Source organism: Bradyrhizobium sp. WBOS08 (assembly GCF_024585125.1).
GTDB classification, from domain to species: Bacteria; Pseudomonadota; Alphaproteobacteria; order Rhizobiales; family Xanthobacteraceae; genus Bradyrhizobium; species Bradyrhizobium japonicum_B.
On sequence record NZ_CP028988.1, the window covers coordinates 112,178 to 134,681 of the forward strand.

Here is a 22,504-nt window from a genome sequence, read left to right on the forward strand (position 1 = left end):
TTTGTAACCATCTGGTCTCAAAATCCTGACATGCCTCCCGGGGAGGGTCAACAGGAAATGACCATTTGGTCACAAAGGCGGCTTGGGTTATGAAGGCGGCGGTAGGTTGATTCAGCGACGAAATGGCCCGAAAAGCGCAGAAAACCGCGAAGCGACCGGTTCGCAAGCGGACCGAGACAGGCAGCAAGTCCGCGCCAAAGCGTCGCAACATGCGCGCGGCCGACCGCGAGCGCGCGATCGTGGAGGAGGCCATTCGCTTCTTCGCCGAGCACGGTTTCGAAGGGCAGACGCGCGAGCTGGCCAAGCGCATGGGCATCACGCATTCGGCGATCTATCGCCACTTCCCCAGCAAGGAAGCGCTGATCGAGCGGGTATACCAGGAGGTCTATCTCAGCCGCTGGTCACCAGACTGGGGCCCGATGATCCGCGACCGTTCACTCTCGCTCGAAGCGCGGCTGACGCGCTTCTATCTCGACTATGTCGAGCGGGTGTTCGAATACAATTGGGTGCGGATCTTCGTGTTCTCCGGCATGAAATCGTTCGGCATCACCAGCCGCTATCTCGACATCGTCCGCCGCGAGATCATCGAGCCGGCGGCGGCCGAGCTGCGCTTTGATCTTAAGCTGCCCAACGCGAAGGCTCACTCATTGAGTGAGCGCGAGACTGAGCTGTTTTGGGGCTTGCACGGCCGCATCTTCTATCTCGCCATCCGCAAGTTCATCTACGAGACGCCGATCCCCTCCGATCTCGACGCCATCGTCCGCGACGCCGTCCAGACCTTCATGGACGGCGCCAAGACGACGATGCCGAAATTGTTGGCGAGCGATTAGCTACTTCGCAAGGCTCGGCAGATCGAGGCCCTTGTCGCGGGCGCAGTCGATCGCGACGTCGTATCCGGCGTCGGCGTGGCGTATGACGCCGCTGGCGGGATCATTCCATAGCACGCGTTCGATGCGCTTCGCAGCCTCGGGCGTGCCGTCGGCGACGATCACCATGCCGGCATGCTGCGAATAGCCGATGCCGACTCCGCCGCCGTGATGCAGCGAAACCCAGGTCGCACCGCTGGCGCAATTGAGCAGCGCGTTCAGCAGCGGCCAGTCCGACACCGCATCCGAACCGTCCTTCATCGCCTCGGTCTCCCGGTTGGGGCTCGCGACCGACCCGCTGTCGAGATGATCGCGGCCGATCACGATCGGCGCTTTCAACTCGCCGCGCGCCACCATCTCGTTGAAGGCAAGGCCAAGGCGGTGACGATCGCCGAGGCCGACCCAGCAGATCCGCGCCGGCAGGCCCTGGAATTTGATGCGTGCCTTGGCCATGTCGAGCCAATTGTGCAGATGCTTGTAATCCGGCATCAGCTCCTTGACCTTGGCATCGGTCTTGAAGATATCCTCGGGATCGCCCGAGAGCGCAGCCCAGCGGAACGGTCCGACGCCGCGGCAGAACAGAGGGCGGATATAGGCGGGCACGAAGCCCGGGAAATCGAAGGCGTTCTTCAGGCCCATGTCCTGCGCCATCTGGCGGATATTGTTGCCGTAGTCGAGCGTCGGAATGCCCTGCGCGTGGAAATCCAGCATGGCCTGGGCGTGCTCGACCATCGAGGTCTTGGAGGCGCGTTCGACCGCCTTCGGATCAGACGCGCGCTTGGCTTCCCACTGGGCGAGCGTCCAGCCCTTCGGCAAGTACCCGTTGATCGGATCATGCGCGCTGGTCTGGTCGGTGACGATGTCAGGCTTGACGCCGCGGCGCACCAGCTCAGGGAAGATTTCCGCGGCATTGCCGAGCAGGCCGACCGAGATTGCCTTCTTCGTCTTCGCGGCATCCGCCATGATCGCCAGCGCGTCGTCGAGATTTGCGGCCTGGCGGTCGAGATAGCCGGTGCGCAGGCGCATCTCGATGCGGCTTGGCTGGCATTCAACCGCGAGCATCGACGCGCCGGCCATGGTCGCGGCCAGCGGCTGCGCGCCGCCCATGCCGCCCAGGCCGGCGGTGAGGATCCATTTGCCGGCCAGGCTGCCGCCATAATGGCGTCGTCCGACCTCGACGAATGTCTCGTAGGTGCCCTGCACGATGCCCTGGCTGCCGATATAGATCCAGGAGCCCGCCGTCATCTGGCCGTACATCATCAGGCCCTTCCGATCGAGCTCGTTGAAATGATCGAGCGTCGCCCAATGCGGCACGATGTTGGAGTTCGCGATCAGCACCCGCGGCGCGTCGGTGTGGGTGCGGAATACGCCGACCGGCTTGCCGGATTGCACCAGCAGCGTCTGGTCGGCTTCGAGCTTGCGAAGGGCCGCAACGATGCGGTCGAAACTCTCCCAGTCGCGCGCGGCGCGGCCGATGCCGCCATAGACGACCAGCTCGCTCGGGCGTTCCGCGACGTCAGGATCGAGATTGTTCATCAGCATGCGCAAGGGAGCTTCCGTCAGCCAGCTCTTGGCGCTGATCTCGCTGCCGCGGGGCGCGCGGATGGTGCGATCATTGTCCAGTCGGCGGTTCATGCGGACCTCTCGTCAAGTCTCGGAAACGGATCGGATGGAAGCGCTGTGAGCGCGGTGGCGGGCAGAGTGTCGGCCTCGACCAGCGCCGCGGCCTTGGCGAGATCACCGGCCATGTAGCGATCGGCACCCAGTGCGGGCACCTGCTCGCGCAATGCGGCGATGACGGCAGCCAGCGGCCTGCTCGTCGCATGCGGCGCACGCAGCGTGATGCCTTGGGCGGCAACTAAGAGCTCGATGCCGAGGATGGCGGCGAGATTGTCGGCCATGTCGGACAGCCGCCGCGCCGCGTGCGCCGCCATCGAGACGTGATCTTCCTGGTTGGCGCTGGTCGGCGTCGAATCGATCGAGCAGGCAGCTGCGCGCTGCTTGTTCTCGGCATAGAGTGCGGCCGCCGTCACCTCGGCGATCATGAAGCCGGAATTGATGCCGGGATCGGGAGTGAGGAACGGCGGCAGGCCGAAATTGAGCGTGGGATCGACCAGCGTCGCAATGCGCCGCTCGCTGATGGCGCCGATTTCCGCCAGCGCCAGCGCGATAGCGTCGGCAGCGAAGGCAACCGGTTCGGCATGGAAATTACCGCCGGAGACGATCTCACCGGTTTCAACCAGCACCAGCGGATTGTCGGTGACGGCGTTGGCCTCGACGATCAGCGTGCGCGCGGCCTGCGTGATCAGATCGAGCGCGGCGCCCGCGACCTGCGGCTGGCAACGCAGGCAATAGGGATCCTGCACGCGCTCGTCACCTTCGAGATGCGACAGGCGGATGTCGCTGCCGTCGAGCAGTGCAGTCAGCGTGGCGGCCGCGGCGATCTGGCCGGCATGGCCGCGCAGCGCCTGAATTTCGGGACGTAACGGCGCCGTCGACGCCATCGCCGCATCGACCGACAATGCGCCGGTGACGAGCGCGGCGCGTGCCAGGCCGAAGGCGCGCAGGACGCCGGAGACGGCATAGGCGGTCGAGAACTGCGTGCCATTGATCAGCGCGAGGCCCTCCTTGGGGCCGAGCGTCAGCGGCACGAGGCCAACGGATGCCAGCGCCTCGCGGCCCGGCACGACTTGTCCGTCAACGATGGCCTGTCCCTCGCCGATCATCACCGCCGTCATATGCGCGAGCGGGGCGAGATCGCCGGAGGCGCCGACCGAGCCCTGCTGCGGCACCAGCGGAGTGACGCTCCGCGCCATCATAGCCTGCAGCTGCTCGATCACCGCGCGGCGTACACCGGAGGCGCCACGGCCGAGCGAGACGATCTTGAGAGCCATCATCAGGCGAACGATCGGCGCCGAAGTCGCGGGGCCGACGCCGCAGCAATGCGACACGATCAGGTTGCGCTGGAGCAGCGCGGTCTGGTCGGGCGGAATGCGCTTCGAGGCGAGCTTCCCGAACCCGGTGTTGATGCCGTAGACCGGCGCAGCGGCTTGCGCGGCCTTTGCGACGATTTCGGCAGCCGCCTCCACGCGCGGCCAGAACGATGGGTCGAGCACGACAGAAGCACCCGCAAGCACGCCGGCGAGATCGGCGAGGCTGACCGTTCCCGGCGTGACGACGATCGCTGCGCCCTGCTCCGTCACTGGCCCCTCCATACGCGGCGATATAGCGGATTGAAGCCGATGCGGTAGACGAGCTCGGCGGGCCGCTCGACGTCCCAGATCGCGAGATCGCACCACTTGCCTGCATCCAGCGTCCCGGTCTCATCGAGTACGCCGAGTGCACGCGCGCCTTCGCGGGTGATCCCGGCAAGGCACTCGGCCACATTCATCCGGAACAACGTCGCGCCCATGTTCATGGTGAGCAGCAGCGAGGTCAGCGGCGAGCTGCCGGGATTGCAATCGGTCGCGAGCGCCATGGGCACGCCATATTTGCGGAAAGCCTCAACCGGCGGCTTCTGCGTCTCGCGAATGAAGTAGAACGCGCCGGGCAGCAGCACGGCGACAGTTCCGGCCTTCGCCATCGCGGCGGCGCCGGCTTCGTCGGTATGCTCCAAATGATCGGCCGACAGCGCCGAGAATCTTGCAGCGAGTGCCGCGCCGCCGAGGTTCGACAGCTGATCGGCGTGGAGCTTGACCGGGAGCCCAAGCCCTCGCGCCGTCTCGAACACGAGCGCCGTCTGCGCGGCCGAGAACGCGATGCCCTCCATGAAGGCGTCGATGGCGTCGGCGAGGCCCGCCTTCGCAACGGCCGGCAGCATCTGCTTGCAGACGAGATCGATGTAGCGATCCTTGTCGCCATCAGCCTCCGGCGGGAGCGCGTGGGCGCCGAGAAAGGACGTGCGGATCGCAACCGGCCGCTGGCGACCGAGGCTGCGCGCGGCCGCCAATTGCCGCATCTCGGTCTCGGTATCGAGGCCATAGCCGGATTTGATCTCGACGGTGGTGGCCCCCTCGCCAATCAACGCATCGAGCCGCGGCAGCGCGCTCGCAACGAGATCTGCCTCGCTCGCCTTGCGCGTCGCCGCCACCGTGGAGACTATGCCGCCGCCGGCGCGCGCGATCTCCTCGTAGCTCGCACCTTTCAGGCGCAGCTCGAACTCGTGCGCGCGGTTGCCGCCATATACGAGATGGGTGTGGCAATCGACGAGGCCGGGCGTGATCCAGCGTCCCTCGCAGTCGATCCGCTCGTTCGCGTCCGCATCGGCGGGAAAGCCCGTCGCCGCACCGGCGTAGACGATGCGGCCGCCGCGCGCGGCGATGACACCGCGCTCGATCTCGCCGAGATCAGGACGGTCGGCCCGCATCGTGGCGAGGCGGGCATTGTGCCAGATCCGGTCGAAGCGCTCTGACATGCCATTTCCCCTGGGGTGGGATGCTTGACTTATATGTCTAGACATATAATCGTAAGGCGGTTCTGTCCAGCCGGCGTGCAATCAATCATGACCCGACTGCATTTCGCCTCCGCGCTCCTGCCCTCGGGCTGGGCCAATGACGTGCAGGTGGTGATCACCGCCGGCGCGATCGCGGCGGTGACCGCGGGCGTGCCGCCTGCCGCCGGCGACGAGCGCCACGCCATTGCGCTTCCGGGATTGGCGAGCCTGCACAGCCACGCCTTCCAGCGCGGCATGGCAGGCCTTGCCGAGCTGCGCGGCGACAGCACCGATACGTTCTGGACCTGGCGCGAGACGATGTACCGCTTCGCCCTCGCAATGACGCCGGACGACGTCGTTTCAGTTGCGACGCTGCTATATGTCGAGATGCTGGAGCGCGGTTTTACCCGTGTCGGCGAATTCCACTACCTGCACCACGACCGCGACGGCTCTCCCTATGCCGATATCGCCGAGATGGCTGCGCGGATCGCAGAGGCTGCCGAGGCATCGAGCATTGCGCTGACGCTGCTGCCGAGCTTCTATGCGCACGGCTCCTTCGGCGGCGCCGCGCCGCAGGCCGGCCAGCGCCGCTTCGTCTGCTCGGTCGATCAGTACGCGGCGCTGATGACGGCATCGCGCAAGGCGATCAGCACGTTGCCCGGCGCCAACATCGGCATCGCGCCGCATAGCTTGCGTGCGGTGACGCCGGACGAGCTTACCGCGATCATTCCGCTGGCTGACGGCGGACCGGTGCATATCCACGCCGCCGAGCAAGTGAAGGAAGTCGAGGACTGCTTCGCCTGGTCGGGACAGCGCCCGGTGCAATGGCTGCTGGAGCACGCGCCAGTCGATCAACGCTGGTGCCTCATTCACGCAACGCACACGACGGACGGAGAGGTCCGCGCATTTGCAAGGACGGGTGCAGTTGCCGGCCTCTGTCCTGTCACCGAAGCGAGCCTCGGCGATGGCATCTTCCCCGCGCGCGAATTTCTTGACGCCGGCGGTGCGTTTGGTGTGGGCACGGATTCCAACGTGCTGGTCGGCGTCGCGGACGAGCTCCGTCAGCTCGAATATGGCCAGCGGCTCAAGCACCGCGAACGCAACGTGCTCTCCAGTGGCGCGGGTCGTTCGACCGGACGCACGCTGTTCGATCATGCGCTCGCGGGCGGAGCACAAGCGCTGGCGCAATCGACAGCCGGCCTCACGCCCGGTGCGCGCGCTGACATCGTCACCCTCGACACTGCGCATCCATCGCTGGCGGGACGCCAGGGCGATGCCGCGATCGACGGCTGGATCTTTGCCGCCGGCAGCGGCGCGATCGACTGCGTTTGGGCCAGCGGCGAGAAGGTTGTCGAGGGCGGCCGGCATAGGCTGCGTCAGGCGGCGCGCGAGCGTTTCAACGCGGCGGTGCGGAGGCTGGTCGCATGAGCCTCGTGACCGACGCCGACAAACCGACACTCTACAAGCGCATCCGCGCCGACATCGAGAAGCGCATCCTGACCGGAGAATGGCCGCCCGGCCATCGCATTCCGTTCGAGCATGAGCTGGTGACGCGTTACGGCTGCTCGCGCATGACGGTGAACAAGGCGCTGTCGGAGCTCGCGCAGGCAGATCTGATCGAGCGGCGGCGGCGCGCCGGCTCGTTCGTGCGCCGGCCGCAGCACATGTCGGCTGTGCTCAAGATCGCCGACATCCGCGCCGAGATCACCGCGCTGGGGCGCGCTTACGGCTATGAGCTGATCCAGCGCAAGCTGCGCGCCGCGACTGCTGCCGACCGCGATCGTCTCGGTGTGAAGAAGGCCGGTAAGGTGGTTGCGGTCACGTGCCGGCACAGCGCCGACAACGTGCCGTTCGCCGTCGAGGACAGGCTGATCGACTTGTCGTCCGTGCCTGACGCCGCGTCCGCGGATTTCTCGCGCGAGCCGCCCGGCTCGTGGCTGCTTCACCACGTCCCGTGGACGGAGGCCGAGCACACGATCAGCGCCATCATTGCCGACGATCATACGGCGGACGCGCTCGCGATCTCCGTCGGCGCGCCCTGTCTCGTGATCGACCGTTACACCTGGCGCAGCGCGCGCACGATCACCGCCGTGCGCCTGCTCTATCCAGGTGACTCTCACCGCCTTGTCGCGCGATTCAAGGGAGGCTGAGGGGATATGTCGGCACAAATCGTGCAACGCTTCGAGCAACGGCCCATGGGGGCCGATATGAAGATCAACAGGACGTCAATCCACCGATCGGCAGAGGACGACAATCATGCGTAATTCGACGATATTTGCGACAATCATTGCTCTCGCGGCCACAACTCCCGTGCTCGCCGACGACGTCAAGGTCGGCGTCGGCATCTCCGGATGGACCGGCTTTGCGCCGCTGACGCTGGCGAAGGAGGCCGGCATCTTCAAGAAGAACGGCCTCGACGTCACCATCAAGAAGATTCCGCAGAAGGACCGTCATCTCGCCATCGCTTCCGGCGACATCCAGTGCGCGGCGACGACCGTCGAGACCTGGATCTCCTGGAACGCCAACGGCGTTGCGACCAAGCAGATCTTCCAGCTCGACAAGAGCTACGGTGCCGACGGCATGGCCGTGCGCAACGACGTCGCCGCGATCAAGGACCTGAAGGGCAAGACCGTCGCCGCCTCCGCGCCCGGCACCTCGCCGTATTTCGCGCTGGCCTGGATGCTCAAGAAAAACGGCCTGTCGGTGAAGGACGTCACCGTCGTGAACCTGGAGCCGGCCGCCGCCGCACAGGCCTTCGTCTCCGGCCAGAACGACGCCGCGATGACCTACGAGCCGTATCTGTCGACGGTGCGCGCCGCCCCCGACAAGGGCAAGATCATCGCCACCACGCTGGACTATCCGATGGTCATGGACACCTTCGGCTGCACGCCGAAATTCCTCACCGAGAATCCCAAGGCCGCCAAGGCGCTCGCCGACAGCTATTTCGAGGCGCTCGACATGATCGCCAAGGACCAGGCCAAGTCCTACGAGATCATGGGCGCCGACGTGAAGCAGACCGGCGAGCAGTTCGGCAATTCGGCGAAATATCTGCGCTGGCAGGACAAGGCCGCGAACCAGAAGTTCTTCGCCGGCGACTTCCTGACCTTCAACAAGGACGCCGCCGAGCTTCTGCTCGAGATCGGCATCATCAAGGCCGCGCCGAAGGTCGAGGACCTCTACGACGCCAGCTTCATCAAGTAAGTCGCTTCAGGAGCTGCCGGCCCCGTCTCGCGGCGGGGCCGGCAAATCCGTTCACCGCCCGGATAATCGTCGATGCGTCCCCTGGACCCTGTTACATCGAAGCAGCGCGTGGCCTATGGCCTTGCGTTCTTCGTGCTGTTCGTTGCCCTGTGGTCATGGGCGACGCTCGGCGGCTATGTCTCGAAGACCTTCCTCGCCAATCCCCTCACCATGGTGCAGGAAGGCTATGACCTCCTCGCCAAGCAGGGCTTCGTCTACGACATCGGCATGACGATCTGGCGCGTCGTCGGCGGTTTTGCGCTCGCCGCGGTCATCGCGGTGCCGCTCGGCGTCTTGATGGGCGCCTACAAGCCGGTTGAAGCCTTCCTCGAACCCTTCGTCTCCTTCGCCCGCTATTTGCCCGCCTCCGCCTTCATCCCGCTGCTGATCCTGTGGGCCGGAATCGGCGAATTGCAGAAGCTGCTCGTCATCTTCATCGGCTCGGTGTTCCAGGTCATCCTGATGGTTGCCGTCACTGTCGGGGCAACGCGGCGCGATCTGGTCGAGGCCGCCTATACGCTTGGAGCGAGCGACCGCGGCATCATCCGCCGCGTGCTGCTGCCCTCCTCCGCGCCGGAGATCGCCGAGATCCTGCGGCTGGTGCTGGGCTGGGCCTGGACCTATGTCATCGTCGCCGAGCTGATCGGCTCATCCTCCGGCATCGGCCACATGATCACCGACAGCCAGGCCCTGCTCAACACCGGCCAGATCATCTTCGGCATCATCGTGATCGGGCTGATCGGCCTGCTCTCGGACTTCCTGTTCAAGGCCTTCAACGCCTGGCTGTTTCCGTGGAGGCTGGCATGACGATCCTCAAGATCGAGCAGGTCTCGCGCACCTTCCCGGCGCGCCACGGCAACGCGCCGACCAGGGCGCTGGAGCCGACCGACCTCGTCATCGGCACCAACGACTTCGTCACCATCCTCGGCCCCTCCGGCTGCGGCAAGTCCACCCTGCTGCGCATCGTCGCCGGTCTCGACCGCCCGACCAGCGGGCGCGTGACGCTCGACGGGCGCGAGGTGACGGGCCCGGGCGCCGATCGCGGCATGGTGTTCCAGTCCTACACGCTGTTTCCCTGGCTCACCGTGCGCGAGAACATCGCCTTCGGCCTGCGCGAACGCGGCGTGCCCGAAACGGAGCGCCATGGGATCGCCGATGCCTTCATCCGCCAGGTCGGGCTGTCCGGCTTCGAGAATCATTGGCCGAAGCAGCTCTCCGGCGGCATGCAGCAGCGCACGGCGATCGCGCGGGCGCTCGCCAACGATCCCAAGATCCTGCTGCTCGACGAGCCGTTCGGCGCGCTCGACAACCAGACCCGCGCCCTGATGCAGGAGATGCTGCTCGGGATCTGGGAACGCGACCAGAAAACGGTGCTGTTCGTGACCCACGACATCGAGGAAGCGATCTTCCTCGGCAGCCGCGTCATCGTCATGAGCGCGCGCCCCGGCCGCATCAAGGCCGAAATCGATGTGGACCTGCCGCATCCGCGCTCCTACAAGATCAAGACCACGCCGGAATTCGTCCAGCTCAAGGAACGGCTGGTCGAGGAGATCCGTACCGAAGCGCTTAGGGTTGCCGAACATGCCTGACACTCGCGCCGACGGACATCGCGTGCTTGCCGACCTCCATGCACTGCGCGCCTTTGGCGCCTACAAGACTGGCGTGCACAAGCCGACCTTCTCCGAGCCGCACAGGCTTTCGCTGGAATGGCTCGTGCAGAAGCTGCCAGAGGCCAATCTCTCCGCGGCCGTGGACGGCATCGGAAATGTCTTCGGCACCAGCGCCAAGCCCGGGCCGAAGCTGCTGGCAGGCTCGCATCTGGAAAGCCAGAATTACGCCGGCTGGCTCGACGGGCCGCTCGGCGTCGTCTACGCGCTGGAAGCTGCGCGCGTGCTGAACACCGATCCTTCCTTCAATGGCGCGGTGGAAGTCGCCGCCTGGTGCGACGAGGAAGGGCATTTCGGCCATTTTCTCGGCTCGCGCTCCTATGTCGGACAGGTCACCGAGGCCGACATCGACGCCGCGCGCGACCGCACCAGCGGCCGCACCATGCGCGAAGCGCTTGCCGACGTGGGCCTCGCGGGACGCCGGCGCATCACCGCCGAACCGGGACGGCACATCGGATATCTGGAAGCTCACATCGAGCAGGGCGACACGCTCGAATGCGGCAAGCTCGCAATCGGAATCGTGACGTCCATCGTCGGCATCTGGCAGTACCAGATCAACTTTGTCGGCGAGCAAAACCACGCGGGCACGACGCGCATGGCGGTGCGCAAGGATGCGGGGCTCGCGCTCGCCAAATTCTGCGTGGCGATCGACGAACGTTTTCCGGCCGCCTGCGGTCCGCGCACGGTCTGGACCACCGGGCGGGTTACGCTCGATCCGGGCGCGCCGAGCATCATTCCGGGCGGCGCCGAGATGCTGTTCCAGATCCGCGACGACGATCCCGCCGTAATTGCCAGGCTGGAGCAGTTGCTGCGGACCATGGCGAATGATGCCAGCGCGCGCGGCCCATGCACCGTCACCGTCGAGAAGCTGCGCACCGGCGCGCCCGCCATGATGAACGCAGGCTTTCAGGATGCGATCGAAGCCGCTAGCAAGACCATGGCCGGTGGACGATGCGTTCGCATGCCCAGCGGCGCCGGCCATGACGCGCAGATGCTGGCAAGCGTCATGCCCGCCGGCATGCTGTTCGTGCCATCGATCGGCGGCATCAGCCATCACTGGACCGAGAACACCGCCGACGCCGATATCGTCACCGGCGCAGAGGTCTTCGTCGATGCCTGCCGGCGGATCCTGGCGGGTTAGAACGTCGTCCCGCCGCCGAGCCTACGCTCTCCCAACGACGTCATCTGCAAGTGAGTGCCCCCTCTGCCGCCCTGTCGTGTCCCGGGGCACGAGAGCGGTGGGTGGCGCATATTCTCTGCGTCATTGCAATGCTCCGGTGCACATCCCAGCGGCGGTGTTGTAGGGTGGGCAAAGGCGCACTTGCGCCGTGCCCACGACCTTTCAAATGCGGAGATGGACGCGTGGGCACGCTGCGCTTTGCCCACCCTACGAGATCGAGGTTGTGACACGCAGCTCGACTCACGACACGCCTTCTCGTTCTCGCGGCTGAATTCACCCGAGCTTTGCTTCATCTTCGCACCCTATATCCAGAAGGGCGCAGGGAAGGCCGGGTGCTGACAACGCACCCGCGGTCCGCTGCGCGAAAATGCACACGCAGGAAGAACCGCACAGCAGCATACAGGTGGTGCCGATCACTCGGCCTTCCCTGCGCGGTGGTCGGACGGCTTATGCCGTGCTCTCCCGGGAGCCGAACTTTCCTTCTGGCCTCCCTCGCCGGTCGAATTGATGATGCCGTCCACCCGGTTGGGCTCGCGCACATCTTCGATCCGGCTTGACCGTAGCAACGACGGCCAGGACCACACGGTTTTGCCGTACGCACAGCCCACCCTTTCGCCGCAGTATTCCCGGGCCCCGTCGACGAAGCCGGAAACTTACGGGCGAGACGAAGCCTAGCAGCGCGCTCGTCTGCACGCAGTTACGGGCTCACAGGGACTACCCGCCCTGCCCGCACCTCTCGTGCCGACGCTGCCGCGTCCACCGCAAGCCCGGCTCGCGATCAAGACGACCTCGAGATCGCCCCTCCTGGTTGAGCCGGGATGGGCGACACATACGCCATTTCCGAATTTCGGTAAAGTGGAATATTTTTGACGAAGCGGATTGACATGGGGCGACACAGAGCTAACGAGTTGCCGCCGACATAAAGTCGCAACAATCTTCGGGCTTGTGATTCCTCCCGCCTCTGTTCCCCCCGGAGATTCCATTGTCTTCTGCCGACCGGCCGGCGACACGCCTTGCGACCCGGCTTGCCTTCCTCGTTGCCGGCTTCGGCATCGCATGCTGGGCGCCGCTGGTGCCGTTCGCGAAGACGCGGCTCGGCGTCGATGACGGCGTGCTCGGCCTGCTCCTGCTCAGCCTGGGCATCGGCTCCGTGGTCGCGATGCTGCTGACCGGGGTCATAAGCGCGCGCTACGGCAGCAGGCCGATCATCATCGCGGGCGGGTTCGGTCTGGCACTGGTCCTGCCCCTGCTCGCGGTCGCAAGCTCGCCCGCGACGCTGGCGCTGGCCCTGTTCGCGTTCGGCGCCGCGCTCGGCTCGATCGACGTCGCCATGAACATCCATGCCGTGGAGGTGGAGCGCGCCGCGAAACGCCCGCTGATGTCCGGCTTCCACGCGCTGTTCAGCATCGGCGGCTTCGCCGGAGCCGCGCTGATGACGGCGCTGCTCTCGCTGCAATTCGGCACGCTCGCCTGCACGCTGATCTGCTCCGTCCTGATGCTGATGGCGATGGCCGTGACCGCGCCGCGCCTGCTCCGCTCGGTGCAGGTGCAGGAGGGCCCGCTGTTCGTGCTGCCGCACGGATCGGTGCTGCTGCTCGCGCTGCTCGGCGCCATCACCTTCCTGGTCGAAGGCGCGATGCTCGATTGGGGCGCGCTGCTCGTGATCGGCGCCGGGCTCGTCACCGAGGCGCAGGGTGGCGCCGGCTACATCGTGTTCTCGATCGCGATGACGGTGGGCCGGCTCGGCGGCGACGCCGTCGTTGCCCGCATCGGAGACCGCGCAACGTTGCTGTGGGGCAGCCTGATCGCGATCGCGGGCTTCGTGATGCTGCTCACCGCACCCATTGCAGCACTTGCCATCGGTGGTTTCCTGTTGATCGGGCTCGGCGCGTCGAACCTCGTGCCGGTGCTGTTCCGCCGGGCGGCGCGGCAAACGGTGATGCCCGCCGGTCTGGCCGTCGCGGCCGTCACGACCGCGGGCTATGCCGGGGTCCTCATCGGTCCGGCCGGCGTCGGGTTCATCGCACAGATTGGCGGGCTGACCACGGCATTTGGGCTGCTGGCGGCGCTGATGGGCCTCGTCACGCTGTCAGCGCCGATCGTCACGACAAGCGCGCGCCAGGGCACGGCGAGCTGAAGCGCGATGAGATTTCGATAAATCGTCATCGCGCTTCAGGTTATTGTTTGCGCATGATCTTTCCGGAAAACCGCTTCGCACTTTTCCGGATCATGCTTCAGCCGCCCACCGCAGCCGCGCGGCGCGGCAGCTTCCAGCCGGGCCGGATGAAGTGGCAGGTGTAGCCGTCCGGATAACGTTCCAGATAATCCTGATGCTCCGGCTCGGCCTGCCAGAACTCGCCAGCGGGCGCGACCTCGGTCACCACCTTGCCCGGCCAGAGGCCCGACGCCTCGACGTCGGCGATGGTGTCTTCGGCAATCCTTTTCTGCTCCTCGCTGGTGTAGAAGATCGCCGAGCGGTAGCTCGTGCCGAGATCATTGCCCTGGCGATTGAGCGTGGTGGGATCGTGAATCTGGAAGAAGAACTCCAGCATGGTCCGGAAGCTGGTCCTTGCCGGATCGAACATGATCTCGATCGCCTCGGCGTGGCCTTCATGATTGCGGTAGGTGGCGTTCTTGACGTGTCCGCCGGTGTAGCCGACTCGGGTGGAGATTACGCCGGGCTGCTTGCGGATCAGATCCTGCATGCCCCAGAAGCAGCCTCCGGCCAAAACTGCGCGCTCTGTCGTCATCTGCCGCTCCCGATTGCTTTGCGTTCGACATCTGCCGCAACATATGCTTTCGGCCGCCCGGCCGAAAGCCATGCCTTGCATGCCTGCCCGGCCGGTTCCTCGAACCGTGGGCCCGCAACGAGCCCCCGCCTTAGCCCAGCCTGGCGTCGAGCGTGATCGCGGCGTTGAGCACCTTCGACACCGGGCAGTTCTTCTCGGCCTCGCCGGCGAACTTGGCAAAAGCTGCCTCGTCGAGGTTCGGCACCTTGGCACGCAGTGTCAGCGCAGACTTGCTGATCTTGAAGCCCTTGCCTTCGGGTTCGAGGGTCACGGCGGCTTCAGTCGAGAGCTCGTCCGGCGTGAAACCGGCCATCTGGAGGCCGAAGGCCAGCGCCATCGTAAAGCAGCCGGCATGGGCGGCGGCGATCAATTCCTCGGGATTGGTGCCCTTCTCGTTCTCGAACCGGGTCTTGAACGAATAGGGGGTCTGCGCCAGCACGCCGGATTCGCTCGTCAAATGGCCCGTGCCATCGCGACCGGCGCCCTTCCAGACTGCCGTTGCCTTGCGGATCATCTCGGTTCTCCTCGTTTGATTGCAGCACCGTTGCTCGTATCCGTGGAAGGCGGCATCGGCATGACCGCCTGCCCTTCCAAATCGGCCGCGCGCCGCAGCGGTTCCATTAGCCTATGCCGGATCGAACGCGCGGATCGGCGGCAGATTGCCGGTGAACCTCTCCACCTCCACCGTCGTCAGCTGACCGGTGCAGCCCTGCGCCAGGGACGAGGTGCCGACGTCGCGGGTGAGCACGTTGGGATTGCCGTGAACGCAGAGCGGCGCCTCGTCTTCCGGATCCATCGGATCGTACCAGGCGCCGGTCGGAAGCTGCACGACGCCGGGCGCGATGCCGTCAGTGACGTGGACCGCGGCAAGGCAGGCGCCGCGCGCGTTGAACAGGCGGATGATGTCGCCATCCCCAATGCCGCGCGCATCCGCGTCGACCGGGTTCATGCGCGCGACCTCGCGGCCGCGATGCTTCGAGCTAAGCGAATGCCCGCCGAAATCGAGCTGGCTGTGCAGGCGCGTCACCGGTTGATTGGCGACCAGGAAGCACGGCGAGCCGGGCTTCGGCGTGTCGGTCTTCTCCAGCCAGACCGGATGCCCCGGACAATCGGCATCGCCATGGGCCGCAATCTTGGCCGAATAGATCTCGATGCGGCCGCTCGGCGTCGGCAGCCCGTGATTGACGGGATCCTCACGGAAGCGACGCAGCCGGCCGCCGTCATCGGGCTGCTGCGGCACGACCAGGCTGCCGCGCGCCCAGAATTCGTCGAAACTCGGCGCCTCCAGGCCGCGCCTGGCGAGCGAGGCGCGGGTCGGCTCGTAGAGATGCTCCAGCCATTGCCGCGACGTCCGCCCTTCGGTGAAGGGTTCGCGCGCGCCCAAGCGCTCGGCGAGATCGGCGAAGATGTCGTAATCGTCGCGCGCAAGACCGAACGGCTCGGCGATCCGGTGCATGGCGACCATGAGGGGATCGTTGGTGGAATAGCCGATGTCCTCGCGCTCGAGCGTCATCGTCGCGGGCAGCACGATGTCGGCATGCCGCGCCGTGGCCGTCCAGGCCAGCTCGTGCACGACGAACGTATCGAGCTGCGCAAAGGCCTTGCGCAGGCGGTTGAGATCCTGGTGATGATGGAACGGATTGCCGCCGGCCCAATAGACAAGACGGATGTCCGGATAGGTGCGCGTCTCGCCGTTGTAACGATAGGTGGTGCCAGGCCCCAGCAGCATGTCGGCAATGCGGGCCACCGGAATGAAATCGGCGACGCCGTTACGACCCTGCCCCAGCGTCGGTCCCGGCACGTCGTTGACACGCCGGCCATAATAGCCGATTGCCCCGAGCGAATAGGCGTAGCCGCCGCCGGGCAGGCCGATCTGGCCGAGGGCTGCCGCCAGCACCATGCCCATCCACACCGGCTGCTCGCCATGCTCGGCGCGCTGCAGCGAATGCGAGACGGTGATCAGCGCGCGCTTTCCGGCGAGCCGGCGGGCCAGCTTCCGGATCGTGTCGGCCGCGACGCTCGAGATGGCCGCAGCCCATTCGGCATGCTTGGCTTGCCCGTCGCTCTCGCCGGTGAGATAGCGCAGGAAGACCGGCCAGCCTTCGGTGTAGCGATCGAGGAAGGCCTGATCGTGCAGACGCTCAGCCACCAGCGTATGGACTATGCCGAGCATGAGGGCGGTATCGGTGCCGGGCACGCAACTCATCCATTCCGCGCCAGCTTCCACCGGCAGATCGTCGCGCAGCGGGCTGACCAGGATGAATTCGCAGCCGCGCCGGCGCGCCGCTGCCATCGCGCCGCGCTCGACGTGCTTGCTGATCGATCCGCCGGCCACCATGGAGTTCTTCAGCGCCATGCCGCCGAAGGCCAGCACGATCTCGGTCTCGGCCGCGATCTGCTCCCAGGTGACGTTGCGCTTGGTGATGTCCTCATAGCCCGCCAGAATCTGCGGCAGCAGCACCGAGGACGCACCCGACGAATAGGAGTTCACCGAGCGTACATAGCCGCCCATCGCGATGTTGAGGAAGCGATGCACCTGGCTCTGGGCGTGATGAAAGCGCCCGGCGCTCGACCAGCCATAGGAGCCGCCGAACACGGCGCCCGGCCCGCGCGTATCGCGGATGCGGCCGAGCTCGTCGCCGAGCAGATCGAGCGCCTTCTCCCAGCTGACCGGGACGAACTCGTCGCGGCCGCGGCGATTGTCCGGACCCGGCCCGCGCTCGAGCCAGCCGCGGCGGATCGCCGGCTGGGCGATGCGCGCCTGGTGGCGGAGCGCACCGGGAAAATTGCCAATGATGCCGTTCGGATCGGGATCGCCCGCATAGGCCCTGACCTCGAGGCCATCAGCGCCCTGACGCGCCGAAAACACCCCCCAATGCGAGGTGTGCGGCCTGAAGCCGTCCGACAGGTCAAGACCGGGGTCGGGAAAGCCAATCGTATCGTCCATCATCTGTTCCTTGTTCCGGCACGCGGTGGCAGTATACCGATCATCCCGGGATGTCGTCGAGATCAGCGCCGACAGGGCTGTCGTGCGCGAGCACCGGCTGGCAACCCTGGTTCGGACCATGCGGCGGCGATACGCAGACACCGGCGCTCGCGTTTGCCTGGAATGTGCGATATGCCGCGGCCCTCACAGCGACAACGGATGTCTCATGATCAAACGCGTCTTGCCGTATGAAGGTCTGCTCCACGAAGTGGTCGAGCACAACGGCGTGCTCTACATCGGCGGCATCGTCCCCGAGGACACCAGCCTCGATATGTCAGGCCAGGCCAACGACGTGCTCACCCAACTGGCACAGCTGTTGAAGACCCTCGGATCCGATCCAGCCCACGTCTTGCAGGTGACGATCTACATGACTGATCTCAACGAGAAGGCAGCGTTCAATGCGGCCTGGAAAGCGCACTTTGCAGAAGCTCATCTGCCGGCACGCGCCGCAATCGGCGTGGCCGACCTCGGTCCGGGCGTCAAGCTCGAGATGACGGCCATTGCTGCCCGGCCATAGCTGCGCCGAGGCTCGATCTGGAGCCACGCGCTCTCAACCGCGGGCGCAGCAATCGACGAGCAGATCCCAGATCCGTTGCGCCTCGCGTCGTTCGTGAGTCTCCGGCGCCTTCTGCGCGTTGGGCTGACCGTATCCCATGGCGCGCGTCTCACGAGGCACGATCCACCGCTCCGAGACCGGATCGTACCATTTTCCGATGTTCATCTCAGTCACTTCAATCGGCTCACAGAATTGATCACGGCTGAGCGATATGTCTCTACCGTCTCATTCCCACGGTTCGCGGACGCATCGCTCATTTCACCAATCGGTGGCGCGGACTATCGTTCCACCCACTGCATCATCCCGGACGGGCCGGGTGAATCGTGCGCGGATGCCGCTCATGCAGCAGCCGAGCGAGCTCCTCGCGCTCGGTCTCGCGTCCCTTCATGGCGGTCTCGAACAGCGCCTCCTGGATGTCGCGAGGCATGTCGCCCCACACGTCCATTGCCGCGCGTCCGAGCAGGCCCGCAAGATGATCAATTCCGTCGTTCATTCGGCTCTCCTGGTCTCACCACCGATTGGAACAGCTGCCGCCGTAGAGCGTTCCACTGCCATCATTGTGAAAAGGAGCGTCTTTTATGGGTTTCTTCACCAAGGACATCAAATCGATGGAAGACCTGCTGCTGCACGGGCTGCAGGACATCTATTACGCGGAGCAGCAGATCCTGAAAGCGCTGCCCAAGATGATCGACAAGGCGACCAACAAGAACCTCGCCGCAGGCCTGAAAGCGCATCTGGACGAGACCAACAAGCAGGTCGAACGGCTCGACAAGGTATTCGCCAAGCTCGGCAAGCAGCCCAGCGGCACGCAATGTCCCGCCATCGACGGCCTCATCGATGAAGCCGATGCGACCGCCGGCGAGATCGAGGACAAGGCCGTGCTCGACGCCGCGATCGTCGCCAACGCGCAAGCGGTGGAGCATTACGAAATATGCCGCTACGGCACGTTAATCGCCTGGGCCGAAGAGCTCGGCCACGACGACATCGTGCGCTTCCTCACGACCAATCTGAACGAGGAGAAGGCGGCCAACACCAAGCTGAACACGGTGGCGCTGCGCAAGGGCGTCAACGCCAAGGCGTCCGACGCCGCCTGAGCAAGCGCTGCAAAGCCGACTGGATTGGTTGAATCGATTGCTGCGGCTCCGGCACCTCTCCCGCTTGCGGGAGAGGTCGCGAAGGCGCGGGTGAGGGCTTTCTCCTCTAGGGATTGTCCCATTGCGGATGCACCCTCTCCCCGACCCTCTCCCGCAAGCGGGAGAGGGAGTGCACCGCGACTTCGTGACTAGACCTCGTCTTACCTCGCCCAAATGCTGTCAGATGAACGGCTTCCCGCCGGTGACGGCGAGCGTCGCTCCCGAGGTGTAGCTCGAAAGCGGATCGGCCAGCATGACGTAGGCGGTTGCGAGCTCGGCCGGCTGGCCGGCGCGCTGCATCGGGACCTGCTTGCCGAAGTTCTTGACACTGTCCTCGGGCATGGTCGACGGGATCAGCGGCGTCCAGATCGGACCCGGGGCAACGGCGTTGACCCGAATACCCTTCTCGGCCAACATTTGGGCAAGCCCACCGGTGAAATTCTGGATGGCGCCCTTGGTGGTGGCGTAAGCCAGCAGCGTCGGGTTCGGCATGTCCGAGTTCACCGACGCCGTGTTGATGATGGCAGCGCCCGGCCGCATGTGCGGGACGGCGGCCTTGGTCAGGTAGAACATGGCGTGGATGTTGGTCGCGAACGTGAGCTGCCATTCCTCGTCGCTGATGTCGGCGATGTCCTTGAACGTGGCCTGGTGCGCCGCGTTGTTGACGAGGATATCGATGCCGCCGAGCTCCTCCACGGTGCGACGCACGATCGAGCGGCAGTGATCGGGATTGCTGATATCGCCGGGGATCAGGACGACCTTGCGCCGCTCCCGCTCCACCAGCGCCTTGACCTCGGCCGCATCCTCGTCCTCGTTCAGATAAGAGATGACGATGTCGGCGCCTTCACGCGCATAGGCGATCGCGACCGCGCGGCCGATGCCGCTGTCGCCGCCGGTGATCAGCGCCTTCTTTCCGGCCAGACGCCCGGCGCCCTTGTAACTCTCCTCGCCATGATCCGGCCGCGGCTGCATCGCCCGCGTCGAACCGGGCATCGGTTGCTGTCGCGGTGGATAAGGAGGCTTTGGATAATCGGTCATGGACAACTCCCGGGAAGCTCGCTGCGCTAACGGAGCGCCGCCGAAACTGTTCCTGGGATGGTCCGGACGACCGTAGCCCTATCCGGGTGAGACGACCCCGATCTGCGACACCGCACCTTGCGCATCCCCTGATCGGGACTGACGATAGAGGTGACCTGGCTCTGCCCACAGGAACCCGTTCGAGAACGGCACACCAGGATAGGCCGCCGCAAGCCGGCGGTTGCCGCCATCGACATCGTCGCGACCGTCGAGCACGTCGCGAAAAATCCTGGCGACGGCGACCATGTCGCAATCCTGCGGCGACAGGCGCAGCGAGCCGACATTGCTCTGGCGCAACAGTTCGGCCTCGCCCAGCAGATTGGCGCAAGTGTGAGACAGGGTCTGCACGCCGTTGATGGTCAGAAACTCCTGCTGCTCCAGCGTGTTCAGGAGCAGACCATCCGGATCCTTCTCGCAAACGAAGCGGCAATTGTCCTTGGCGAGCTTGTGAAGGCGCGCATGATAGCAGCGGGCGGAGATCGCCAGCGGCACCCTGCCGAACGCGAACACCTCGATCGTGACATCGGGAACGGCCTTCGCGATCGCCGCCACCGAGGCCAGCGGCAACTCGGGCGGCAGGCAGATGCGCCCCGCCCCATGCTCGGCGTGAAAGGCCGCGCTCGCCTCGTTGTAGATGTTGACGAAGGGCCCGATGGCATGCGGCCGGCCTGCGAGCGCCCTGAGACAGGTCAGGTCGTTCACCTCGACCAGCGCGCCTTCGGCCGAAGCGAGCTCTTCGGTCTGGCGGCGCTCGCGCCGCAGCGAAACCAGGATCAGCGAGCCCAGCAGCACCTGCTTGCCTGCCTTCTGCAGCCGCTCGACCACGGCCGGGATGTGGTCGGCGTAGAACGGCGACCGTTTCGAGCAGACGATCTCGCCGACCGATACGACATCGACCGGCGCTTCATCGGCGATACGGAAATAGAAGTCGCGCCAGCGTTCCGGCGCCCAATTGTACAGAACTGGACCGAGGCTGAGTTGCATCTTCCGGACCTCACATATTCAAAAGATCAGCGCCAGGACTTTAGCGCCAAGTCTTGCGATAGGCGCCGAGCGTGGAGGCCTGGCCTTCGGTGAACGGCTTCAGGCTCGCAATATCCGCCTCGCTGCCGTTCTCGAGCGCCGCGAGCGCGTGACGGAAATGGCGCACCACGCTTTCGACATAGGCGCGGCCGCGCTGGCGGCCCTCGATCTTGAGCGCGGTGACCCCGGCATCGCGTAAGCCCCTGAGCAGCGTCGTGGCGTCCAGGCTGACGGGGTCCTCGAAAATGTAACCGGCGCCCTGCGCGGTCGAGAAACGGCCCTTGCACAGCGTCGGATAGCCGGCGGGCTCGCTCGTTCCGAACCGGTTGATGGTGAAGCCGCCGAGGCTGGACTTCGTCCCCTCCGCGGTCTGTTCGTAGGTCACATGGCTCGGCGGCGAGCAGACACCTTGCATGTTCGGCGACTTGCCGGTGGCGTAGGAGGACAGCGAGCAACGCCCCTCGGCCATCACGCAGAGGCCGCCGAACACGAAGACCTCGGTCTCGCAGGCGGATTCCCGGGTGATCTCGGCGATCTCCGGCACGCTCAGGACGCGCGGCAGCACGACGCGCCGCGCGCCGAAATTCTCGGCATAGAAGGCGATGGCATCCGGATTCGCGGCCGCGGCCTGGACCGAGACGTGCAAACGCTGGTTTGGATGGCGCCGCGCCGTGTAGTCCATCAATCCGATGTCGGCGAGGATCAGCGCATCGGCGCCGGCACTCACAGCATCATCCACCGCGCGATGCCAGATGTCGACGGCCGCGGCGCGCGGGAAGGTGTTGATGGCCACCAGGATCTTGGCGCCGCGGTCATGCGCGAGCGCGATTGCCTTGCGCAGCTCGTCGCGGCTGAAGTTCAGCCCCGGAAAGTTGCGCGCGTTGGTCTCGTCGTTGAAGCCGCAATAGATCGCATCGGCACCGGCATCGATGGCGCTCTTCAGCGCCGCCGGCGTCCCGGCGGGACAGATCAATTCCATCATCTCGATTGCTCGCTATGCCCCGATGAGCCGATCACGTGGCCGCGGGCGGCCTCGAAGGCGCGCCTCGCCGGCACACCCAGCGGGCCGAACAGCGAGGACAGTTCGGCGGCGAGATCGAGCTGGGCGTCGTCGATCGCATTGCGCAGCGCCAGCACCGCCTCGACATCGCCCTCGATGACGAGTTCGCGCGAGAACATCAAGGCATCGCCATCGACCTTGCCCTCGAGCAGAGCCAGGAGATTGGCGAGCGAGGCCGAGATGCGCGCATCCAGGCCCTTCGGCAGCTCGCGCACGACGGACAGGCGTGGCGGCTTCGCCTCGACCACAAAGGCAAAGGGCAGATCGGTCGGCTTGATGCCGAACCGCGCGCGGGCGTGCACGCCGAGCCGGTCGAATATCGCAGGGTTACGCCGGTGGATGCGCCGCAGGACACCGCCGAGCACGAGCTGCAACGGCAGCAGGGGCAGCGGACGCATCGTCAGTGCGACGAGCGGCGGAATCGTCGGCAACGGGCCGGGCGATGCGGCGGACGGATCATTCATGGCGCCACATCTGGACGGATTGCACGCCCTT

At 65.7% G+C, this 22,504-nt stretch carries 22 protein-coding genes; 10 read left to right on the top strand and 12 right to left on the bottom strand.

Features of this window, described 5'->3' with window-relative positions; all coding sequences use genetic code 11:
• The first annotated feature begins 209 nt into the window (after window positions 1-209).
• A complete protein-coding gene (locus tag DCM80_RS00570) occupies window positions 210-830 on the top strand; it encodes a TetR/AcrR family transcriptional regulator (RefSeq protein ID WP_257195249.1) in 621 nt (206 codons plus the stop codon).
• Here DCM80_RS00570 and hutU read toward each other — a convergent pair whose 3' ends face one another.
• From hutU to hutI, 3 genes are read right to left on the bottom strand one after another with little or no spacing between them, the layout of a single operon-like run.
• Window positions 831-2,501 carry a urocanate hydratase gene (gene hutU, locus DCM80_RS00575; protein WP_257195250.1) on the bottom strand — a complete coding sequence of 557 codons (1,671 nt, stop codon included), beginning with the start codon at window positions 2,499-2,501 and terminating at the stop codon, window positions 831-833.
• Window positions 2,498-4,069, bottom strand: coding sequence for a histidine ammonia-lyase (gene hutH, locus DCM80_RS00580; RefSeq protein ID WP_257195252.1), 1,572 nt, complete (start codon window positions 4,067-4,069; stop codon window positions 2,498-2,500). The genes hutU and hutH overlap by 4 nt, the downstream gene beginning before the upstream one ends.
• A complete protein-coding gene (gene hutI, locus DCM80_RS00585; RefSeq protein ID WP_257195253.1) occupies window positions 4,066-5,280 on the bottom strand; it encodes an imidazolonepropionase in 1,215 nt (404 codons plus the stop codon). The genes hutH and hutI overlap by 4 nt, the downstream gene beginning before the upstream one ends.
• A gap of 87 nt (window positions 5,281-5,367) precedes the next feature.
• Here hutI and DCM80_RS00590 point away from each other — a divergent pair, with 87 nt between their 5' ends.
• The 7 genes from DCM80_RS00590 (at window position 5,368) to DCM80_RS00620 (ending at window position 13,522) form a co-directional block, all read left to right on the top strand.
• The gene (locus DCM80_RS00590; protein ID WP_257195254.1) at window positions 5,368-6,726 is read left to right on the top strand and encodes a formimidoylglutamate deiminase; all 1,359 of its coding nucleotides are present in this window, start codon (window positions 5,368-5,370) and stop codon (window positions 6,724-6,726) included.
• Complete coding sequence (hutC, locus tag DCM80_RS00595; protein ID WP_257195255.1) at window positions 6,723-7,448, top strand: histidine utilization repressor; 726 nt, start codon at window positions 6,723-6,725, stop codon at window positions 7,446-7,448. The genes DCM80_RS00590 and hutC overlap by 4 nt, the downstream gene beginning before the upstream one ends.
• Before the next feature lie 106 nt (window positions 7,449-7,554).
• Window positions 7,555-8,499, top strand: coding sequence for an ABC transporter substrate-binding protein (locus tag DCM80_RS00600; RefSeq protein ID WP_257195256.1), 945 nt, complete (start codon window positions 7,555-7,557; stop codon window positions 8,497-8,499).
• A 72-nt stretch (window positions 8,500-8,571) separates the two neighbouring features.
• The gene (locus DCM80_RS00605) at window positions 8,572-9,345 is read left to right on the top strand and encodes an ABC transporter permease (RefSeq protein WP_028137823.1); all 774 of its coding nucleotides are present in this window, start codon (window positions 8,572-8,574) and stop codon (window positions 9,343-9,345) included.
• Window positions 9,342-10,127, top strand: a complete 786-nt coding sequence (locus tag DCM80_RS00610; protein WP_257195257.1) for an ABC transporter ATP-binding protein — start codon at window positions 9,342-9,344, stop codon at window positions 10,125-10,127. Before DCM80_RS00605 ends, DCM80_RS00610 begins: the two co-directional genes overlap by 4 nt.
• The gene (locus tag DCM80_RS00615) at window positions 10,120-11,346 is read left to right on the top strand and encodes a Zn-dependent hydrolase (protein ID WP_257195258.1); all 1,227 of its coding nucleotides are present in this window, start codon (window positions 10,120-10,122) and stop codon (window positions 11,344-11,346) included. The genes DCM80_RS00610 and DCM80_RS00615 overlap by 8 nt, the downstream gene beginning before the upstream one ends.
• 1,021 nt (window positions 11,347-12,367) lie before the next feature.
• Entirely contained in the window at window positions 12,368-13,522 is a 1,155-nt protein-coding gene (locus DCM80_RS00620; RefSeq protein WP_257195260.1) for an MFS transporter, read from the top strand.
• Between the two features lie 97 nt (window positions 13,523-13,619).
• Here DCM80_RS00620 and msrA read toward each other — a convergent pair whose 3' ends face one another.
• The 3 genes from msrA to DCM80_RS00635 form a co-directional block, all read right to left on the bottom strand.
• Window positions 13,620-14,135, bottom strand: coding sequence for a peptide-methionine (S)-S-oxide reductase MsrA (gene msrA, locus DCM80_RS00625; RefSeq protein WP_028137827.1), 516 nt, complete (start codon window positions 14,133-14,135; stop codon window positions 13,620-13,622).
• A 130-nt stretch (window positions 14,136-14,265) separates the two neighbouring features.
• Window positions 14,266-14,688 (bottom strand): OsmC family protein, encoded by a 423-nt coding sequence (locus tag DCM80_RS00630; protein WP_257195261.1) that lies wholly within the window; start codon window positions 14,686-14,688, stop codon window positions 14,266-14,268.
• Between the two features lie 111 nt (window positions 14,689-14,799).
• Complete coding sequence (locus tag DCM80_RS00635; protein ID WP_257195262.1) at window positions 14,800-17,121, bottom strand: molybdopterin guanine dinucleotide-containing S/N-oxide reductase; 2,322 nt, start codon at window positions 17,119-17,121, stop codon at window positions 14,800-14,802.
• A gap of 205 nt (window positions 17,122-17,326) precedes the next feature.
• Here DCM80_RS00635 and DCM80_RS00640 point away from each other — a divergent pair, with 205 nt between their 5' ends.
• A complete protein-coding gene (locus DCM80_RS00640) occupies window positions 17,327-17,677 on the top strand; it encodes a RidA family protein (protein ID WP_257175840.1) in 351 nt (116 codons plus the stop codon).
• A gap of 33 nt (window positions 17,678-17,710) precedes the next feature.
• Here the strand turns inward: DCM80_RS00640 and DCM80_RS00645 are convergent, their stop codons facing one another.
• Window positions 17,711-17,881 carry a hypothetical protein gene (locus DCM80_RS00645; protein WP_257195264.1) on the bottom strand — a complete coding sequence of 57 codons (171 nt, stop codon included), beginning with the start codon at window positions 17,879-17,881 and terminating at the stop codon, window positions 17,711-17,713.
• Window positions 17,882-18,014: 133 nt separating this feature from the next.
• Complete coding sequence (locus DCM80_RS00650; RefSeq protein ID WP_028137831.1) at window positions 18,015-18,209, bottom strand: hypothetical protein; 195 nt, start codon at window positions 18,207-18,209, stop codon at window positions 18,015-18,017.
• Between the two features lie 85 nt (window positions 18,210-18,294).
• Between DCM80_RS00650 and DCM80_RS00655 the strand changes: the two genes are divergently transcribed.
• Window positions 18,295-18,810 carry a ferritin-like domain-containing protein gene (locus tag DCM80_RS00655; RefSeq protein ID WP_257195266.1) on the top strand — a complete coding sequence of 172 codons (516 nt, stop codon included), beginning with the start codon at window positions 18,295-18,297 and terminating at the stop codon, window positions 18,808-18,810.
• Window positions 18,811-19,029: 219 nt separating this feature from the next.
• Here DCM80_RS00655 and DCM80_RS00660 read toward each other — a convergent pair whose 3' ends face one another.
• The 4 genes from DCM80_RS00660 to DCM80_RS00675 form a co-directional block, all read right to left on the bottom strand.
• Window positions 19,030-19,887, bottom strand: coding sequence for an SDR family oxidoreductase (locus tag DCM80_RS00660; protein WP_257195267.1), 858 nt, complete (start codon window positions 19,885-19,887; stop codon window positions 19,030-19,032).
• A gap of 78 nt (window positions 19,888-19,965) precedes the next feature.
• Window positions 19,966-20,910 (bottom strand): U32 family peptidase, encoded by a 945-nt coding sequence (locus DCM80_RS00665; protein ID WP_257195268.1) that lies wholly within the window; start codon window positions 20,908-20,910, stop codon window positions 19,966-19,968.
• A gap of 40 nt (window positions 20,911-20,950) precedes the next feature.
• Window positions 20,951-21,928 (bottom strand): peptidase U32 family protein, encoded by a 978-nt coding sequence (locus DCM80_RS00670; protein ID WP_257198112.1) that lies wholly within the window; start codon window positions 21,926-21,928, stop codon window positions 20,951-20,953.
• On the bottom strand, window positions 21,928-22,473 hold the full coding sequence (locus DCM80_RS00675) for an SCP2 domain-containing protein (protein ID WP_257195270.1): 546 nt from the start codon (window positions 22,471-22,473) through the stop codon (window positions 21,928-21,930). Before DCM80_RS00675 ends, DCM80_RS00670 begins: the two co-directional genes overlap by 1 nt.
• Window positions 22,474-22,504 lie beyond the last annotated feature (31 nt).

Coding starts and splice junctions, on each gene's coding strand:
- hutU (WP_257195250.1), bottom strand. CDS start 2,501: ATGAACCGCCGACTGGACAATGATCGCACCATCCGCGCGCCCCGCGGC.
- DCM80_RS00675 (WP_257195270.1), bottom strand. CDS start 22,473: ATGAATGATCCGTCCGCCGCATCGCCCGGCCCGTTGCCGACGATTCCG.
- DCM80_RS00645 (WP_257195264.1), bottom strand. CDS start 17,881: ATGAACATCGGAAAATGGTACGATCCGGTCTCGGAGCGGTGGATCGTG.
- DCM80_RS00655 (WP_257195266.1), top strand. CDS start 18,295: ATGGGTTTCTTCACCAAGGACATCAAATCGATGGAAGACCTGCTGCTG.
- DCM80_RS00605 (WP_028137823.1), top strand. CDS start 8,572: ATGCGTCCCCTGGACCCTGTTACATCGAAGCAGCGCGTGGCCTATGGC.
- DCM80_RS00610 (WP_257195257.1), top strand. CDS start 9,342: ATGACGATCCTCAAGATCGAGCAGGTCTCGCGCACCTTCCCGGCGCGC.
- DCM80_RS00635 (WP_257195262.1), bottom strand. CDS start 17,121: ATGGACGATACGATTGGCTTTCCCGACCCCGGTCTTGACCTGTCGGAC.
- DCM80_RS00600 (WP_257195256.1), top strand. CDS start 7,555: ATGCGTAATTCGACGATATTTGCGACAATCATTGCTCTCGCGGCCACA.
- DCM80_RS00570 (WP_257195249.1), top strand. CDS start 210: ATGCGCGCGGCCGACCGCGAGCGCGCGATCGTGGAGGAGGCCATTCGC.
- msrA (WP_028137827.1), bottom strand. CDS start 14,135: ATGACGACAGAGCGCGCAGTTTTGGCCGGAGGCTGCTTCTGGGGCATG.
- hutI (WP_257195253.1), bottom strand. CDS start 5,280: ATGTCAGAGCGCTTCGACCGGATCTGGCACAATGCCCGCCTCGCCACG.
- DCM80_RS00590 (WP_257195254.1), top strand. CDS start 5,368: ATGACCCGACTGCATTTCGCCTCCGCGCTCCTGCCCTCGGGCTGGGCC.
- DCM80_RS00660 (WP_257195267.1), bottom strand. CDS start 19,887: ATGACCGATTATCCAAAGCCTCCTTATCCACCGCGACAGCAACCGATG.
- DCM80_RS00670 (WP_257198112.1), bottom strand. CDS start 21,928: ATGGAATTGATCTGTCCCGCCGGGACGCCGGCGGCGCTGAAGAGCGCC.
- DCM80_RS00650 (WP_028137831.1), bottom strand. CDS start 18,209: ATGAACGACGGAATTGATCATCTTGCGGGCCTGCTCGGACGCGCGGCA.
- hutC (WP_257195255.1), top strand. CDS start 6,723: ATGAGCCTCGTGACCGACGCCGACAAACCGACACTCTACAAGCGCATC.
- DCM80_RS00630 (WP_257195261.1), bottom strand. CDS start 14,688: ATGATCCGCAAGGCAACGGCAGTCTGGAAGGGCGCCGGTCGCGATGGC.
- DCM80_RS00615 (WP_257195258.1), top strand. CDS start 10,120: ATGCCTGACACTCGCGCCGACGGACATCGCGTGCTTGCCGACCTCCAT.
- DCM80_RS00665 (WP_257195268.1), bottom strand. CDS start 20,910: ATGCAACTCAGCCTCGGTCCAGTTCTGTACAATTGGGCGCCGGAACGC.
- DCM80_RS00640 (WP_257175840.1), top strand. CDS start 17,327: ATGATCAAACGCGTCTTGCCGTATGAAGGTCTGCTCCACGAAGTGGTC.